This is a genomic window from Terriglobia bacterium, assembly GCA_036496425.1.
Taxonomy (GTDB): domain Bacteria; phylum Acidobacteriota; class Terriglobia; order 20CM-2-55-15; family 20CM-2-55-15; genus 20CM-2-55-15.
This window is the reverse complement of sequence record DASXLG010000178.1, coordinates 1-15,172: the sequence shown is the minus strand read 5'-3', so window position 1 is coordinate 15,172 and position 15,172 is coordinate 1. Positions and strand designations below refer to the sequence as shown.

13 protein-coding genes are annotated in these 15,172 nt (G+C 57.6%); 6 read left to right on the top strand and 7 right to left on the bottom strand.

What is annotated here, in order from left to right; genetic code table 11:
* Positions 1-17: 17 nt before the first annotated feature.
* The 4 genes from VGK48_12455 to VGK48_12440 all read left to right on the top strand — a co-directional run bounded on the left by VGK48_12455 (position 18) and on the right by VGK48_12440 (position 3,478).
* Entirely contained in the window at positions 18-518 is a 501-nt protein-coding gene (locus tag VGK48_12455) for an inorganic diphosphatase (protein ID HEY2381982.1), read from the top strand.
* Between the two features lie 67 nt (positions 519-585).
* Positions 586-1,101: a hemerythrin domain-containing protein gene (locus VGK48_12450; protein HEY2381981.1), complete on the top strand. Its 516-nt coding sequence runs from the start codon at positions 586-588 to the stop codon at positions 1,099-1,101.
* A 275-nt stretch (positions 1,102-1,376) separates the two neighbouring features.
* Entirely contained in the window at positions 1,377-1,937 is a 561-nt protein-coding gene (locus tag VGK48_12445) for a DUF4142 domain-containing protein (protein ID HEY2381980.1), read from the top strand.
* Positions 1,938-2,188: 251 nt separating this feature from the next.
* Complete coding sequence (locus VGK48_12440; GenBank protein HEY2381979.1) at positions 2,189-3,478, top strand: peptide MFS transporter; 1,290 nt, start codon at positions 2,189-2,191, stop codon at positions 3,476-3,478.
* A gap of 47 nt (positions 3,479-3,525) precedes the next feature.
* On the opposite strand, the gene VGK48_12435 is transcribed toward VGK48_12440, so the two are convergent.
* The 6 genes from VGK48_12435 to VGK48_12410 are packed head-to-tail and all read right to left on the bottom strand — an operon-like array spanning position 3,526 to position 8,877.
* Complete coding sequence (locus VGK48_12435) at positions 3,526-4,056, bottom strand: hypothetical protein (protein ID HEY2381978.1); 531 nt, start codon at positions 4,054-4,056, stop codon at positions 3,526-3,528.
* 2 nt (positions 4,057-4,058) lie between these two features.
* The gene (locus VGK48_12430; GenBank protein ID HEY2381977.1) at positions 4,059-4,781 is read right to left on the bottom strand and encodes a HEAT repeat domain-containing protein; all 723 of its coding nucleotides are present in this window, start codon (positions 4,779-4,781) and stop codon (positions 4,059-4,061) included.
* 1 nt (position 4,782) lies between these two features.
* Positions 4,783-5,589: a M23 family metallopeptidase gene (locus VGK48_12425; GenBank protein HEY2381976.1), complete on the bottom strand. Its 807-nt coding sequence runs from the start codon at positions 5,587-5,589 to the stop codon at positions 4,783-4,785.
* Complete coding sequence (locus tag VGK48_12420) at positions 5,586-6,920, bottom strand: TldD/PmbA family protein (protein HEY2381975.1); 1,335 nt, start codon at positions 6,918-6,920, stop codon at positions 5,586-5,588. The genes VGK48_12425 and VGK48_12420 overlap by 4 nt, the downstream gene beginning before the upstream one ends.
* Positions 6,917-8,356: a TldD/PmbA family protein gene (locus tag VGK48_12415; GenBank protein ID HEY2381974.1), complete on the bottom strand. Its 1,440-nt coding sequence runs from the start codon at positions 8,354-8,356 to the stop codon at positions 6,917-6,919. Before VGK48_12415 ends, VGK48_12420 begins: the two co-directional genes overlap by 4 nt.
* Positions 8,353-8,877: a DUF488 domain-containing protein gene (locus VGK48_12410; protein HEY2381973.1), complete on the bottom strand. Its 525-nt coding sequence runs from the start codon at positions 8,875-8,877 to the stop codon at positions 8,353-8,355. The genes VGK48_12415 and VGK48_12410 overlap by 4 nt, the downstream gene beginning before the upstream one ends.
* 540 nt (positions 8,878-9,417) lie before the next feature.
* On the opposite strand from VGK48_12410, the gene ltrA reads away from it, so the two are divergent.
* Positions 9,418-10,785: a group II intron reverse transcriptase/maturase gene (ltrA, locus tag VGK48_12405; GenBank protein HEY2381972.1), complete on the top strand. Its 1,368-nt coding sequence runs from the start codon at positions 9,418-9,420 to the stop codon at positions 10,783-10,785.
* 92 nt (positions 10,786-10,877) lie between these two features.
* On the opposite strand, the gene VGK48_12400 is transcribed toward ltrA, so the two are convergent.
* Positions 10,878-12,227, bottom strand: coding sequence for an amidohydrolase family protein (locus VGK48_12400; GenBank protein ID HEY2381971.1), 1,350 nt, complete (start codon positions 12,225-12,227; stop codon positions 10,878-10,880).
* Positions 12,228-12,539: 312 nt separating this feature from the next.
* On the opposite strand from VGK48_12400, the gene VGK48_12395 reads away from it, so the two are divergent.
* A complete protein-coding gene (locus VGK48_12395) occupies positions 12,540-15,092 on the top strand; it encodes a pitrilysin family protein (GenBank protein HEY2381970.1) in 2,553 nt (850 codons plus the stop codon).
* The last annotated feature ends 80 nt before the right edge of the window (positions 15,093-15,172 follow it).

Sequence of the window (15,172 nt, the reverse complement as noted above, 5' to 3'; positions counted from 1 at the left end):
CGTGAAAGGAGAATCGCATGAAGGTAACGGTCATCGTTGAAACACCTAAGGGCAGTCGAAACAAGTACGCATTCGATCCCGAAAGCGGAGCGATAGAACTGTCCAGAGTCCTGCCGGAAGGGATGATATTTCCCAATGATTTCGGCTTTATACCTGGCACGAAAGCGGACGATGGCGATCCGATCGATGTACTTCTGCTTATGGATGCCCCGGCTTTTCCTGGATGCCGGGTAGAAAGCAGACTCATCGGCGTAATCGAAGGCGAACAGACCGAGAAAGGCGAGACAAACAGGAACGACCGTCTCATTGCTGTAGCCGAAGAATCGTATACCCATTCGGATGTTCGGGAACTTCGTGACCTGAACCGGACGTTTTTGAAAGAAATCGATGAGTTCTTCATCGCCTACCACAAAGTGCAGGGCCGGACATTCAAGGTCCTCCGGCACGGTGGTCCCGGCAAAGCAGCCCGCCTGCTTCGAGCGGCGTACACAAAAGAAGGAAACCAGGAAGCCGCGTAGCGTTCCGGGCCAGGTCCACAGCTGGTATTTCAAATGCAGAAATTATTCGTGGGGAAAGGAGTTACATATGGCGGCAAAATCGCGCAAACGCTCTAATACGGGACAATCACGGAAGGACGCGATCGCTCTTCTCAAGGAAGATCATAAAAACGTCAAAGGGCTGCTGCAGCGTCTCGAAAAAACCACAGAGGACGATACAGAGGAACGGGATGAGCTTCTGGCCGAGGTCGAAACCGAGATAACGGTTCACACGCAGATCGAGGAAGAAATCTTTTACCCGGCATTCAAGGACGCCATCCGGCAGGAATCCCAGGCACGCCTCTACTTCGAAGCATTGGAAGAGCACCACGTTGTCGATTTGGTCATGCCCGAAATTAAGAGCACCGATACCGCCTCGGAAAAGTTCGCGGCCAAAGCCAAGGTGCTCAAAGATCTCATCGAACATCACGCTGAACAGGAAGAGACCGAAATGTTTCCTAAAGCCCGGAAAACCCTGGGTGCGGCACGGTTACGCGAACTTGGCCAGGAGCTGGCGGACCGTAAGAGTGAACTGATGGCGGACATGGAAAGCGATGCCGCATAGATGGTTCCGAATACGGGAGCGGCGCCCCGTTAGATCGAACCGCGCTTGAAGCAGGAATCCGGCGATGTACCCGTCTCTCTGTGCGCTTCACACTGATGCGGACGTGAGGATTTGTCTGACAGTTCCGGCGCGCCGGGTTTCTCTGGTGGCAACGAAGGTTTCCTGTCGGCATCGGAGACCGGCCAAACAGTTGGTTCTATTGTCTCGAGCCACGGCAGGTAATTTGCCGTGGCTTTTCTTTCGCATTTCGAAAACGAAAAAATAGGGAGAAATACATGAAGAATGCATGCTGGATATTTTCTTTGGTATTTTCGATCGTGCTGCTGCTCGCGCCCGCGGCCCGTGGCCAAAACAATCAGCAGGGAACGGCAACTGATCCTTTTTTGAGCAAAGCGATTGAAATGAATCAGGCGGAAATCGATCTTGGCCGCATGGCCCAGGGCAAAGCCCAGGATCCGAAAGTAAAGCAGTATGCCGAGATGATGGTTCAGGACCACACGCAGGCGCTCCAAAAATTGCGAAACGCCGCGGGTACTTCGGAAGGTTCGGTCCAACTTACCAAACAACATCAACAGACGTCCGATAGGCTTTCCAAGCTGACGGGAACCCAATTCGATAAGGCCTATATGGATGCGATGGTGCGCGATCACCGGGTGGCCGTCCAGACATTTCAGAGCGAAGCCGGCACCGGAAGCTCAGCCAACACATCACGGCAAAAGCCTGGCGCAAACGGCGCCAATGATGCGGAGATCGCGCGTGAACTCCTGCCGACTCTGCAAAAACATCTCAGCCAGGCCGAGCAGGTTGACCGCAGCGTTGGCGGCACGGCGAAGTAGGGGGAAAATCGGAGCGACATCGGAAGGGCATCCGTTGAAGAACTCACCGGATGCTCTCCTGTCGCTCCAGCCAGAGGATAAACTTCTTTTTCGCCGAAGATTTCTTGGGCAGCCTGCTTCCGGCTCGTTACCTCTTGCCGGAACGCTTGTCCGCCATTACAGAAAACCCACCACGCCTTCGCCGGTCCTGCGCCGGCGATCCCGGTTTAAAATTCTTACCATTCGCGCTACTGTGGTAACTTCACTCGTTCATGTCCGGAAAAGTCCACCATCCGCGCGGCCTCAGCACGTTGTTTTTCACCGAAATGTGGGAGCGTTTCAGCTACTACGGGATGCGCGCGTTTCTCATCCTTTATATGACGGCGCCCGCCGCCGCCGGAGGGCTGGGATTTCCGGTCGAACGCGCTGCCTCGATTTACGGCACCTACACGGGAAGTGCGTGGGCTGCAGCAATCCTCGGCGGAATCGCCGCGGATCGCGGGCTCGGACAGTATCGCAGCGTGCTGATCGGTGGAATCATCATCGCCGCCGGACATTTCACGCTGGCCTTCCGAGCGCTGCCGTTCTTCTACAGCGGACTGGCATTGATCGTTATCGGCACCGGGCTGTTGAAGCCGAATGTCAGTGCGATGGTAGGTTCGCTTTACGAAGAGGGCGACAGCCGACGTGACGCCGGGTTTTCGATTTTCTATATGGGCATCAATCTCGGCGCCTTCCTCGGCCCGATCATTGCCGGATATCTGGCGCAGAAAGTCGACTGGCACATCGGTTTCGCGTGCGCGGGCGTTGGAATGGCGCTCGGATTGACGCAGTACGTTCTCGGAAAGGAACGGCTGCGGCCGGCTCTGAACAAGCTGTCCGTGAAGCAGAAGCAGGCCGTCGTGACCGGATCCTCGACGCCGGAATGGAGACGCCTGGCAACGATCGCGATTCTGTTTGTATTCGCCGCGGTGTTCTGGGGCGCCTATGAGCAGGGCGGATCGACGTTGAACCTCTTTGCGGATCGCTACACACGGCTCAGCATATTTGGCGTCTCGTTTCCCTCGTCGTGGTTTCAGGCGGTCCCGGCGGTGTTCGTTATCATTCTTGCTCCAATCATGGCGGCGCTCTGGGTCCGGCTGGGAAAGTATGAGCCGTCGAGTCCGGCGAAGTTCGCTATCGGGTTGTTGTTTGCGGGGCTTTCCTTTTTACTGCTCGTCCCGGCTGCGCGTCTGGCGCAGAGCGTGCCCGGTCTTCATGTGAGCCCGTGGTGGTTGATCGGCGGCTACTTCATCATCGAGATCGGGGAACTCGCGTTGAGCCCCGTCGGGCTGAGCATCGTGACGAAGCTCGCCCCTGTGCGGATTGTGGGGCTCATGATGGGAGTATGGCTGTTATCGATTGCCGTCGGCGATAAGCTGGCCGGCTGGACGGCGGGGTTCTTTACCACATTGCCATTGCCGACCCTGTTTGGTTATGTCGCCGTGGTGACGCTGGTTGCGGCGGGTGTCCTTGGGGTGCTGGTGAGGCCTGTCCGGAAGTTGATGGGCGGAATTCGATAAGGGGAAATTTAATCAACTTTGGTGGGCCGACGTTGCAGATTTAAAAATTAATCTTTTGAGTGCACCAGTTTCAACGTCACCAGAATACCCAGGATCAACTCAATCCCATCGAACACCGTATACGCCGCGTGCAGCAATCCGAACGTCCGCAAACCCTCCGGCGGCGGCGTCCGCGGAACAAAATCGAGCGAGCGGCCGACGGAAACGATCCGCGGCGTAATCAGGACGGTCAGAAACAACACGATACCCAGCATCGCCACCACTTCCCACTTCGCGCGCTCCGCGCCGGGGATCCTCGCAATCAACCACAACGTCAGAATTCCGATGGCCAGCTGCGCCAGGTTCCAGAACTGAAAATACAACCGGTTCAGTTCCGACGAGTAGTAATACATGACGTCGTGAATGGCGTCCCTGCCGAGCTTTTCGATATCTGAGGCAAAAACAGGGTTCGGCTGCGCATCGAGAAGCGGGTCGATTCTGAAAAAATTTTCGGTGGCGACGATGGCCATGGCGACAGTCCCTGTCAGCCACACGGCCATGCAGAAGATCGCCCACGAGCGGGCTTTGCGAATCTCCAAAACTATCTCCTCCGAATCAGTCCTTTCGCGGAGAGGTGGAATCCTTCCGGCAGTGTTTCTTCGATCCTCGGCCGGTATCCTTTCACAGGCCAGTCATGATCCGCAAATATTTCTGCGATCTTGATCCGGATCCGCGGCCGCTCTTCGGCCTGGAGAAATGCTTCGATCAGCGGCTCGCGCATCTCTTCTCCGACTTCGGACAAGGCATCGATTGCCGCAATGCGAACGTCGTCGTCATCGTCCGCCATGAACCGGCCCAACACGGCCGCAATTTCCGGCGTGACATGCCCTCGCATCGCGCGGATCAAATCCGATTTGTGTTGGGGCGGGGTGAATTCGCTGCCGGCCGCAACCTTTTCGAGTGCGCCGACCAGCTTCGGAACCAGCTCTTCCCGGGGAAGGATTTCGGAAAGCGCCTGAATAGGCCACTCGACATTATGGTGGGAACTGACAAAGCGGAGGATAGGCTCGACCGCATCATGACCCTTCTCGACCAGCATCCGGACCACGACGCGCTTTTCGTCGATGTCCTCGGAAAGTGTTTTGCTGGACATCGTAAAACGTTTCAGAAGCGCATAAAGCGCATCCGGCGTTCCCCATTCAGCGAGGCGCATTGCGGCTTCCTCGCGTGGCCCGCGTTCACCCTGCTCTTCGGTGAGCCGCTTGACGAGCTTGTCGATTTGTCTCTGGGATGGCGATTGACCGCGTTTGAAAAAGTCGAACATGTTATTTGATATTCACCAGAGTAAAAGGATCAACGCGCGCGCCCTGCACGACCATTCCCCAATGCAGGTGCGGGCCGGTCACGCGGCCGGTAGCGCCGGAAAGACCCACTTGTTGTCCATTGTTGATAACTTCACCCACTCTCACATCGATACGCGAAAGGTGGGCATAGAGCGAATAAATTCCCAGTCCATGATCAAGGATGACAGTGTTCCCGGTGAAAAACAGACTCTTCGCCAGAACCACACGCCCCCGGTTCGTTGCGTGTATCGGCGTTCCCGTCTTCGCGCGCAAATCCGCTCCGGCATGAGGGGCGCGGGGCTCACCATTGAAGACTCGCCGATGACCGAAATTAGTCCCGGAGGTCTCGCCGGGAATGGGAATGGCGAACGGCTGCGTCCAAAGCATCTGATCCGTGATCCTGGCGTAGATGGCGGCAGTCTCCCTGCTCTCCCGATTGGCGCGGGCAAGGTCCGCCTTATTCAATTCGACATACTTATCCTCGACCTGAAGTTCCGTTGTCGGATATTTCTTCGAGACAACTTGAACCGTGACTTCGCGCTTTTCGATGTGCCCGTCCGTCATCGTCAGCAGGACATCCGCTATATGGTTCCCGGCCTTCGTATCCAGATCAACACCGAGGATGGTGACCCACAGATCTCCTTCAAGAAAGGCCGGTACTTTCTTTGTTTCCCAGACGACTTCCAGCGCTTTCACTCCTGCCTCATTTGGAATCGTCAGCCGGACAGCGCTTCCCTGGTTGGCGCTGAAGGCGACCAGCGTGAGAAACAAATAGATCAGCCCGCTCATTTCGTCGCGCTCGTGAATCGGAACCGCGCCAGTTTCACGGCGGGAACGCTCGTCGCGCCGCCGAAACCGGAGCGAAGCAATCGCGGCGAGGTGCCGATGGCTTCGGTGTACTTGAGCGCGTCGACGTAGGACTGCGTAAAGCGGAGCGATTTCGCGGGATGCGCAATCTCACCGTTGCGGATGACGAACGTGCCGTCGCGAGTCATGCCGGTGACGACGGCGTCGCGGGGATGCACCGTGCGCGTATACCAGAAGCGCGTGATATAGAGCCCGAGCTTGGTGGATTTGATCATCGCTTCAATTGATGTCGTTCCCGGCCGCAGGAATAGATTCATCGGCGCGGGCCCGAATCGCCCTTGCGGCGATGGCGGCGTTGCATGGCCGGTGGAGTGTTTGTCCGATTCCCGGCCCGCGGTGAACGAATCGTAAACCGGCGTCAGCGCGACGCCGGAAGAAACGATCGGAACCACTTTCTTCGGGACGCCTTCGAAATCGAATGGCCACGGAACGCCGCTGGTGTTCAATCCATCATCAATGATACTCACACTGTCCGCCATAATCCGCTGGCCGAGACGGCCATTCATCCAGGATCGTCCTTCCTGTACCGAAAGCGCGCCCATTCCGTCGAATGCCAGCATTTCCAGAAGGTCCGCGGTGGCGTAAGGATCGAGGATCACCGCGTACTCACCGGGCTCGAAATCGACCGGATCGATTCCAAGACGCAGTTTCGCCAATGCTTCGTTGGCAATAGCCTCGGCATCGATTGCGGGCAGCTGCCATCCGGTATTCTGGGCCCAGCCCGAGGAATTGGTGCCCATGATGACGGTGGATGCGTCGGCCAGCGTTGATCGATGTTCTGCAGAAACGCCCTTCGAATTCGCGACTCCAATCGAAAGCGACGATGTCGTCATGGAGCCCGCGGCAGAGCAACCGGCGGTAGCCGCTTTCCGGCAGATAATCCCGACAGTCTTTGCACGATGCTCGGGCGTGCATTCCGCCACGGCATGATCATACGCGGCGACCGGCGTCACCGATTGCGGCTCCGGAAGTCCCTTGAACTCCGGATTGTCGGGCTGAAGTTTTGCGACATCGCAGGCGCGGGACGCCAGATGCCGGAGACTTTCGGGCCGGGTATCGTTCGAAACCGCAATGCCGATCTTCGTTCCGATAACCGCTCTGACCGTGATCTGGACGTTCCGCTCGGTGACGTTCTGATGCACGCAGTTGTTCGCGAAGCGCGTGAGGCTTTCGTCCTGCTCCAGCGCGAGCACTTCCGTCTGTTCGGCTTTCGAGGCGCTCAGGACGGCGTCGGCAATCTGCCGAAAATTCATTGAAAAACACCAACCTTTATCTTGCGGAACCGTGCCGGCGAGGCGCCATGCCCGGTGCCCATCGTCTGCATCGGTTCGCCCTTGCCGCAGTTCGGGGTTCCCCACAGCGTCCAGTATTTATCATTGGTAATGGCATCACAGCTGTTCCAGAACTCGGGCGTGATCCCGGCATAGGTGCAGTTCTTCAACAGGCGTCCGCGTTTCCCGCGCTTGATCTCGTAACCGACTTCCGTGCCGAACTGAAAATTCAACCGCATATCGTCGATGCTCCAGGAACGGTTGGTTTCCATGTAAATGCCGTCGTCGGTATCGGCGATGAGGTCTTCGAGTTCCCAGGTTCCCGGCTCCAGCGAAACGTTAGTCATCCGGATCAGCGGAATCCGGTTCCAGCCGTCCGCGCGCATGCAGCCGTTGCTGCGCAAACCCAGCTTTGCAGCCGTCTCGCGCGACATCAGATAACCGACAAACTCGCCGTCCTTCACGAGTGGCGTGCTCGATGCCGGTATACCTTCGTCGTCCCAGGCGAACGTTCCAAGCCCTGTGGCCCGGACGCTGTCGGCCGTCAGGTTCACAATCCCGGAACCATATTTGAAATGATTTCGTTTGTCGGTGGTCAGAAAACTCCGCCCCGCGAAGGCGGCTTCTGTCCCGTAGACCCGGTCCAACTCGGTCGGATGACCACATGATTCATGGATCTGCAGTGCGAGTTGCGAGCTGCCAAGGATGAGCGTTGTGTCACCGGTTGGACAGACATCTGCAAAGATAAGCTTCACGGCCTCCTCGGCGACCCGTTCGGCATTGCCCACAAAGTCCGCACTGGTCACATATTCCCACCCGCCCGTGCCTTGATAGCGGAAGGAATTCGGATGCGAGCGAACCTGCACTTCGGTATCGTTCACGGCCGTCGCGGCGATGGCGCCGCCGGTCTCACAGATCACCTGCTCGAGGTATGCACCCTCCGAGTTCGCGAAGAATTTGTGATTGCGGATAGCCAGGACGTTGCCTTCGGCGACCTTGACGCCCGCGTTGCGGCGCATTATGGCGTCGGCGCGAAACAGCAGGTCGAGTTTCTCCTCGAGCGGGATGCTGAATGGATCGATCTGGATGGGAGTGGTGTATTTGCCGGTACTGCTGACGGCCGGCCCCAGATCGATCTTCTCGCCCGGAACCAGCGCGCTGGCGCGCGCAACCTTCACGGCCGTCGCCGCGACTCGCTCGATTTCGGCACGGTGCAGGTATGCACTGGCGGCGAATCCCCAGGAATTGCCGACCAGGACCCGGATGCCGAAACCCTGGCTGTCCTGATCGCCGATACCGTCGACATGGCCGTTTTTGACGCTGACCACCTGCTCGCGGCGGTCCAGAATGCGGATGTCCGCATAACGGGCTCCCTCGATTTGGGCGATGTTCAGTGCGTGGTCCGTCAAGTCCTTCATATCAGGCTAGGATACGTGACGCGTGTCCCTTCTGCCTTCACAAATTTTGTCAGCTTGTGCGCCTCGACTTTTGAAGCTGAAAAGATGTGACCGATGGTGTAGCCGCGGACCAGCAGCGCGTCCGAGACCAGCTGGCGGTGGCATCGCCAGAAAACCGCTTCGGTGCAGCAATAGACGCTGGTTTTTTCTTTAAAAAGTCCGATCAACTCATCCAGTGCGGCCTCGAACTCTGGCGTCTGCATGTAATCGGCATAGCCGCGGAATCCGCTGTTCTGCCAGGCGCTATTGACGGTGGAGTCCTTACGAGGCTTGCGCAGACCGCCGAGGCTCTTCATATGGATGTAGTCGATTCCGGACTTTGGCAACTCTGCCTGGAGATGCTCCAGATTGAACTGCGGCGTGTGTTTTGAACCCGGCAATGTCCGGATATCCACCAGCCGCTGAATGTTGAAGGCTCTCAATATGTCCAGGGTGTCCTCCCAACTCCGATTCGAGAAGCCGAGAGTGTAGACATCGTTCATCCTTAAATATTAGCTGCAGAAATAAAAAGAGGGACAGTGAGCAATTTCACCCGAAATTACTCACTGTCCGTGCGCCGGGATAAACCGGCATGTTGTCGGGAATGAAAGAGTCCTGCAGGAAAGGAGTAGCGAACCATCCTGACCTCGAGTCTTGCGGCAGTCATCGTGAGGTGGCGGTCGAAGCGTAGACAGAGGCATTCGTGGGCCGGGTATAGAGCTGCGAAAAAGCCAATTGGGATGCTGACCCTGTGGACAGATGGGGAAGGCCACAATCATCAAGACGGTTTCGCGAGTGTTGATGGTATCCCGCGTAGTCGAAGACCCCGTGCACGCGAAGAAACAATATGCACGAGAACCGGGAGACCTCGTCGGCGCCTGAAGGAAGTGAACAGGCCGGTGCGTGAAGGCGAAAGCTGAAGACGCGCATGAACGCCGGTGAGGAGTCGGACTGCGGCATAGTACCGATGAACTCTCCGAACAATGGCGGAAACGACGTCAGCGGAGGAGGGGGAGGGAAGGCCGCAGACTAAGGAGAACATCATGAAGGACCCCATGTCCTCGACACAGAGCGAGAAACACGGCGTGCCTGAGGGACTTCAGGGTGTGCGAAGAGTTGCAAAGGAAAGAAGACAGGAACGGTTCACTGCACTCTTGCATCACGTCACGATCGATCTGCTGCGGGACAGTTACTATGCCTTAAAGAAACAGGCAGCGCCCGGAATCGATGGGATGGCGTGGCAGGAGTATGAAACCGGATTGGACGATCGGTTGCCCGATCTCCACAGCCGGGTTCACCGCGGCGCGTACCGGGCAAAACCGTCACGGAGAGTCTACATACCGAAAAGCGATGGCCGGCAAAGGCCGTTGGGTATTGCGGCGCTGGAAGACAAGATTGTTCAACAGGCCGTGGTGACAATCCTCAACGAGATTTATGAGGTCGACTTTCGAGGATTCTCTTACGGGTTTCGGCCGGGACGCGGAGCTCACCAGGCGTTGGATGCGCTGGCAGTGGGCATTATGCGGAAGCCGGTGAACTGGATATTGGATGCCGACATTCGCGGATTCTTCGACAATATGAGTCACGAATGGACGCTCAAGTTTGTAGAGCATCGGATCGCCGATCCGAGAATGCTCCGGCTCATTCAGAAATGGTTGAAGGCTGGAGTTTCCGAAGCCGGCGAGTGGTCGGAGACGAAGGTAGGTACGCCGCAGGGTGCAGTGATATCGCCCCTGCTGGCGAATATCTACCTGCATTACGCCTTCGATCTTTGGGTAGAAGCTTGGCGACGCAAGGTCGCGCGTGGTCACGTGATTGTCGTGCGCTATGCCGATGACCTTGTGGTGGGGTTTCAACACCGGCAGGAAGCGGAGCAGTTTTTGAATGAGTTCAAGGACCGGCTCGCCAAATTCGGGTTGGAGCTGCACGACGCCAAGACTCGGCTGATCGAGTTTGGCCAGAAGGCGGAATCGAATCGGCGTCAACGTGGAGAGGGCAAGCCGGAAACGTTTACGTTTCTCGGGTTCGTCCATATCTGCGGTAAGCGTCGTTCGAACGGCAGCTTCATTGTCTGGAGAAAGACGGCGAAACGGCGCATGACGGAAAAGTTGCGGCAAATCAAGGTCGCGCTCCGACAGCGCATGCATGAACCGGTCGCTCTCACGGGTGAATGGTTGCATCGCGTGGTAACAGGCTATTACCTGTACCATGCGGTTCCTGGCAATCTGGATACGCTCGGTCACTTCTACCGCCAGATTCAGCGTCAATGGCTGCGCACCCTCCGGCGCCGCAGTCAGTGCGGCCGGCTTCGGTGGACGCAGTTCCTGAGACTGTCCGAACGCTGGGTTCCGGTGCCTCGCCTCCAACACCCGTATCCTGAGCAGCGTTTCGCCAAGCTTCATCCAAGGTAGGAGCCGTATGCGGTAATCCCGCTCGTACGGATCTGTGCGGGGGGTGCCGAGTGATCGGCATCCCTACCGCGACCTCTTTTACCTCTCTTTTCCTAGGAGTTACCCATAAATTTCTTTCGCAGCCCGGCGCGATCCACCTCAGTACCTCGGAGATAAACCTTGTTGATCCTGCGCGTGTTCGAAATATTCTGCAGCGGATCGGCATCCAGGACGACGAAGTCGGCTTCCTTGCCGGCGGCGACTGTGCCCATTCGCGTCAATCCGAGAATCCGTGCGTTTACCGACGTAGCGGCCTGAATCGCTTCCGCCGCTGTAAAACCGCAACGCCCGTAGTAAGCGAGTTGTTGAAGCGGTCCGAAGCCATCGCCGGTGCCGTCGGTTCCAAGTCCAATGACCATGCCGGCATCGTGAATTTTCCTCACGTTACGGCAATGGAGTTCGAACAGCGCATTCGGCGGGTTTCCGGCGGCGGTCCGTTCCGCGAGCTGGCGCCGCATCGTAAGGATGGTGGCCGCCGGAAGCGTTTCCGACAGCATGGCGATGTCGTCTTCAGTCTCGCCTGGGCCCGGAATATTCGGCCCTGTCCAGACTTTCGGATACCGCTTCACCAATGCAATGTATTCGGCGTCGACATCGCGGTCACGGACGGTGTGGACGAATCCATCCACGCCGGCTTTGAACAGGTCCTTCGCATCTTGCAGCGCCGATGTCCGGCTGAGGTGTACGAGTACTTCCATACCTGATTTGTGAGCTTCATCGATGATCGCGCGGTAGACCTCAGGCTTGAGCTTGGGTACAGCACCTTCCCGGTCATCGACCCAGATCTTAACGAAATGCACACCGCGGGCATGGAGCTCGCGGACATGGGTGCGGCCTTCTTCGGGCGTGGCCGCGCCGTAGGGAATACCGAGCCGGGCTTCGCCGGGAGGGCCCGCCATCGGCGTAGCCGCGATTCCCTTCCCGACGGTAAGAAATCTTGCCGCATTCGGAATGACCTCGTCACGAAGCCTGTAGGCGAGCTCCTGATCGGCTTCGAGCCCCATGCTCATTGCCGCTCCGGTTCCGTAGTAGGCGTAGCGCTGAAGCTGGTCGACAAGATTTTCGCGTGTATAGTTTGCCTTCTTGTTCGTGCCGTCTCTCTCGTTCACAAGACCAATGTGGTTGTGCCCGTCGATCAGTGCGGGAATCACGGTCTTTCCGGTGAGATCCACCCGTATGGCATTCGGCGGCGGCTGGCGCTCGCCTTTTTTGCCGACCCAGGTGAAGGAGTCGCCCTCGACCAGAAACGCCGAGCTCTCGATGGCCGGACTCTTATCCCCGATGATCAGGCGGGCGCCCTCAAACCATGTCGCGGAACGGCGCGCCTGCGCCGCCAACAGGACAGGCAGGCAGCCCACGGCCAGGATCCACAAATAAAAGGTGATTCGTCGCAGGAACATCATTCCTCCCGTGACCGGAAGATTACGGCCAGACCCCTGGGAACACAACTGAAACAGACTGTGGCGTGGTTTTGCAGTTAGCCGCAGATGGCGCGGATGACGCAGAAAAGGCCCCATCTGCGTCATCCGCGTCATCTGCGGCTAACACTTCTTTGGCTCCCTTCGACGTTGGCGGCGTATAACTATTACTGGAGTCTTCCGATGAAACATCGCATTTGTTGCATCGTCTTATTGTTGCTCTGCGGCGTGCAGGTTTCCTCTTCACAGACGAACATAGTGCCCTCCAATGTTACGAGAGCCACTCTAAGTAATGGTTTGAGGGTAGTAATCATCCGAAATCCTCTGGCGCCGGTCGTTACGGTGGAAGAGAACTATCTCGTAGGAGCTGATGAAACGCCTGCCGGCTTCCCCGGCATGGCGCACGCGCAGGAACATATGGCCTTCCGCGGCTGTGAAGGAGTTTCAGCCGATCAGACATCCGCCATCTATGCGCAGCTTGGCGGGCTTAATAATGCCGACACGCAGCAGAACATAACGCAGTATTTCGCAACGGTTCCGGCAGCAGATCTGGATATCGCGCTTCGGATGGACGCGGCATGCATGCAACACATCGAGGACGCCGACACGGAATGGGATCAGGAGCGCGGCGCGATCGAGCAGGAAGTCGCGCGGGACCTCTCGAATCCGACTTACAAATTCATCACACGCCTCAATGAGGATCTCTTCCCGGGATCTCCATATGCGCACGATGCATTGGGAACCAGGGATTCCTTCGATGCCACTACAGGCGCCATGCTGAAGAAATTTGCGCGCGACTGGTATGCGCCGAACAACGGGTTGCTTGTGGTTGTCGGCGACCTCGATCCTCAGGCGGCCCTGGCACAGGTCAAAGACTTCTATAGTTCGATTCCCAGGCGCCCGATTCCGAGCCGTCAGCCCATCGGATTGAAGCCCATCAAATCCGAGACATTTACGCTCGACAGCAATCTGCCGTACGTGCTGGCCTTCATTGCCTACCGCATGCCGGGAACCCATGGAACCGATTACGCTGCAACGCGGGTCCTCTCCGACGTGCTGGCCAGCCAACGCGCCGATTTATATGCTCTGGTGCCACAGGGAAAAGCGCTGGCAGCGGAATTCGGCCTGGCCGAGACGTACCCGCTGGCGAGCGTCGCTTACGCCCTGACGGCGCTGCCTGCCGGCGGCGATGGACCCGCGAGTGTCGCTGAGGTGAAAAAGATACTGGCCGGCTATGCCGACCACGGCGTGCCGGCCGAACTCGTCGATGCGGCGAAGCGCTCCGAAATCGCGAACGCGGAATTCGAACGCAACTCAATCCCGGGTTTGGCATCCGTATGGTCGGATGCGCTTGCCGCCGAGGGCCGCAATTCACCCGATGCTGATGTGGCTGCCATTCGCAAGGTCAGCCTTGCCGATGTCAACCGCGTTGCGAAGCGATATCTTCGCGAAGACAATTCAGTGGTCGGTATTTTAAAGCCGGTGCCTTCCGGAGGCCCGGTAGCCTCGAAGGGCTTCGGAGGTGATGAGAAGCTCACTTCAACGCCAAGCAAACCTGTGGACCTTCCATCGTGGGCTGCGGGAAGGCTGGCGGCCGTGGAAGTGCCAAAGGCGGAGCCGAAGCCGGCGGATATGAAGCTCGCCAATGGTCTCCGATTGATCGTGAAGACGGACAAAACCAGCCCGACGATTACGGTCCTGGGAAACGTCAGGCATGAACCCAACCTTGAAACCCCGGCGGGCAAAGACGGTGAAGACGACGTTCTGGAAGATCTGTTCAGCTACGGGACGAAGACGCTGGATCGGCTGGCATTTCAAAAAGCACTCGATGATATTGCGGCCAACGAGACAGCCGGTTTTAATTTCTCGGTGCGTACTCTCAAGAACGATTTCTCGCGGGGAGTAGAACTGCTCGCCGACAACGAATTGAATCCGGCTTTACCCGCGGACGCTTTCGACATCGTCAAGCAACAGACGGCGGAGTTCGTTAAAGGCAATCTCGAAAGCCCGGGCTACCGGGCGCGGCGCGCGGTGATCGACGGGTTGCTGCCCGCCGGTGATGCCGGACTCCGGGAAGTCACGCCAAAAACGATCGGCAACATCACGTTAGATGATCTGAAACAGTATCACGCCGCTACGATTCGCCCGGATTTGACCACGATTGTCGTCATCGGAGACGTCTCGCCAGACGAGGCGCGAACGGTGATCGACAAATGGTTCGGCTCGTGGAAGGCGCCTGGCAATGCACCGGATGTCGTTCTTCCGGCTGTGCCGGTAAACAAGGTCTCGGCCGTGAATGTTCCGGATCCAAGCGAGTTGCAGGACAACGTGACGCTGGCCGAACAGGTGGAAATGAACCGCTACAATCCCGACTACTACGCGCTGGATCTGGCGAATCACGTTCTGGGCGGCGGCTTCTATGCGACACGTCTCTATCATGATCTCCGGCAAGTGACCGGCTATGTCTACACCGTGGACGTGCGGTTCGAGGCGACACGCTCGCGCGCAACCTATTCCGTGACCTACGCCTGTGATCCAAAGAATTCCTCCAAGGCTGCCGCTTTAATCGCCCGCGATCTTGCCGATATGCAAAAGACAGATGTCACTCCCGCCGAGTTACAACAGGCCAAAGCGCTTTTGCTCCGCCAGATTCCGCTCCGGGAATCGAGTGAAGACTCGGTCGCCGGAGGACTTCTCGCAAGAGCCCAGATGGACCTGCCCCTGGACGAACCGACCCGGGCGGCAAGCCGCTATTTTGATCTGACGGCCGAGCAGGTGCGAGCCGCCTTTCAAAAGTGGATCAGGCCGGATGGATTCATTCAGGTGGTCCGCGGCCCGGCGCAGCAGTAGAAGGGATCTTATTGCATCATTGCAACATTGGAAGTTTTTGCAGTTCTAAATTTGAAATGCAGCAACTTCTAATGATGCAA

What these genes read in the sequence shown, in the direction of transcription:
- VGK48_12430 (HEY2381977.1), bottom strand. Translation starts at nt 4,781, where the DNA reads ATGTTCGACTTTTTCAAACGCGGTCAATCGCCATCCCAGAGACAAATC.
- VGK48_12415 (HEY2381974.1), bottom strand. Translation starts at nt 8,356, where the DNA reads ATGAAGGACTTGACGGACCACGCACTGAACATCGCCCAAATCGAGGGA.
- ltrA (HEY2381972.1), top strand. Translation starts at nt 9,418, where the DNA reads ATGAAGGACCCCATGTCCTCGACACAGAGCGAGAAACACGGCGTGCCT.
- VGK48_12445 (HEY2381980.1), top strand. Translation starts at nt 1,377, where the DNA reads ATGAAGAATGCATGCTGGATATTTTCTTTGGTATTTTCGATCGTGCTG.
- VGK48_12440 (HEY2381979.1), top strand. Translation starts at nt 2,189, where the DNA reads ATGTCCGGAAAAGTCCACCATCCGCGCGGCCTCAGCACGTTGTTTTTC.
- VGK48_12450 (HEY2381981.1), top strand. Translation starts at nt 586, where the DNA reads ATGGCGGCAAAATCGCGCAAACGCTCTAATACGGGACAATCACGGAAG.
- VGK48_12410 (HEY2381973.1), bottom strand. Translation starts at nt 8,877, where the DNA reads ATGAACGATGTCTACACTCTCGGCTTCTCGAATCGGAGTTGGGAGGAC.
- VGK48_12455 (HEY2381982.1), top strand. Translation starts at nt 18, where the DNA reads ATGAAGGTAACGGTCATCGTTGAAACACCTAAGGGCAGTCGAAACAAG.
- VGK48_12425 (HEY2381976.1), bottom strand. Translation starts at nt 5,589, where the DNA reads ATGAGCGGGCTGATCTATTTGTTTCTCACGCTGGTCGCCTTCAGCGCC.
- VGK48_12400 (HEY2381971.1), bottom strand. Translation starts at nt 12,227, where the DNA reads ATGATGTTCCTGCGACGAATCACCTTTTATTTGTGGATCCTGGCCGTG.
- VGK48_12420 (HEY2381975.1), bottom strand. Translation starts at nt 6,920, where the DNA reads ATGAATTTTCGGCAGATTGCCGACGCCGTCCTGAGCGCCTCGAAAGCC.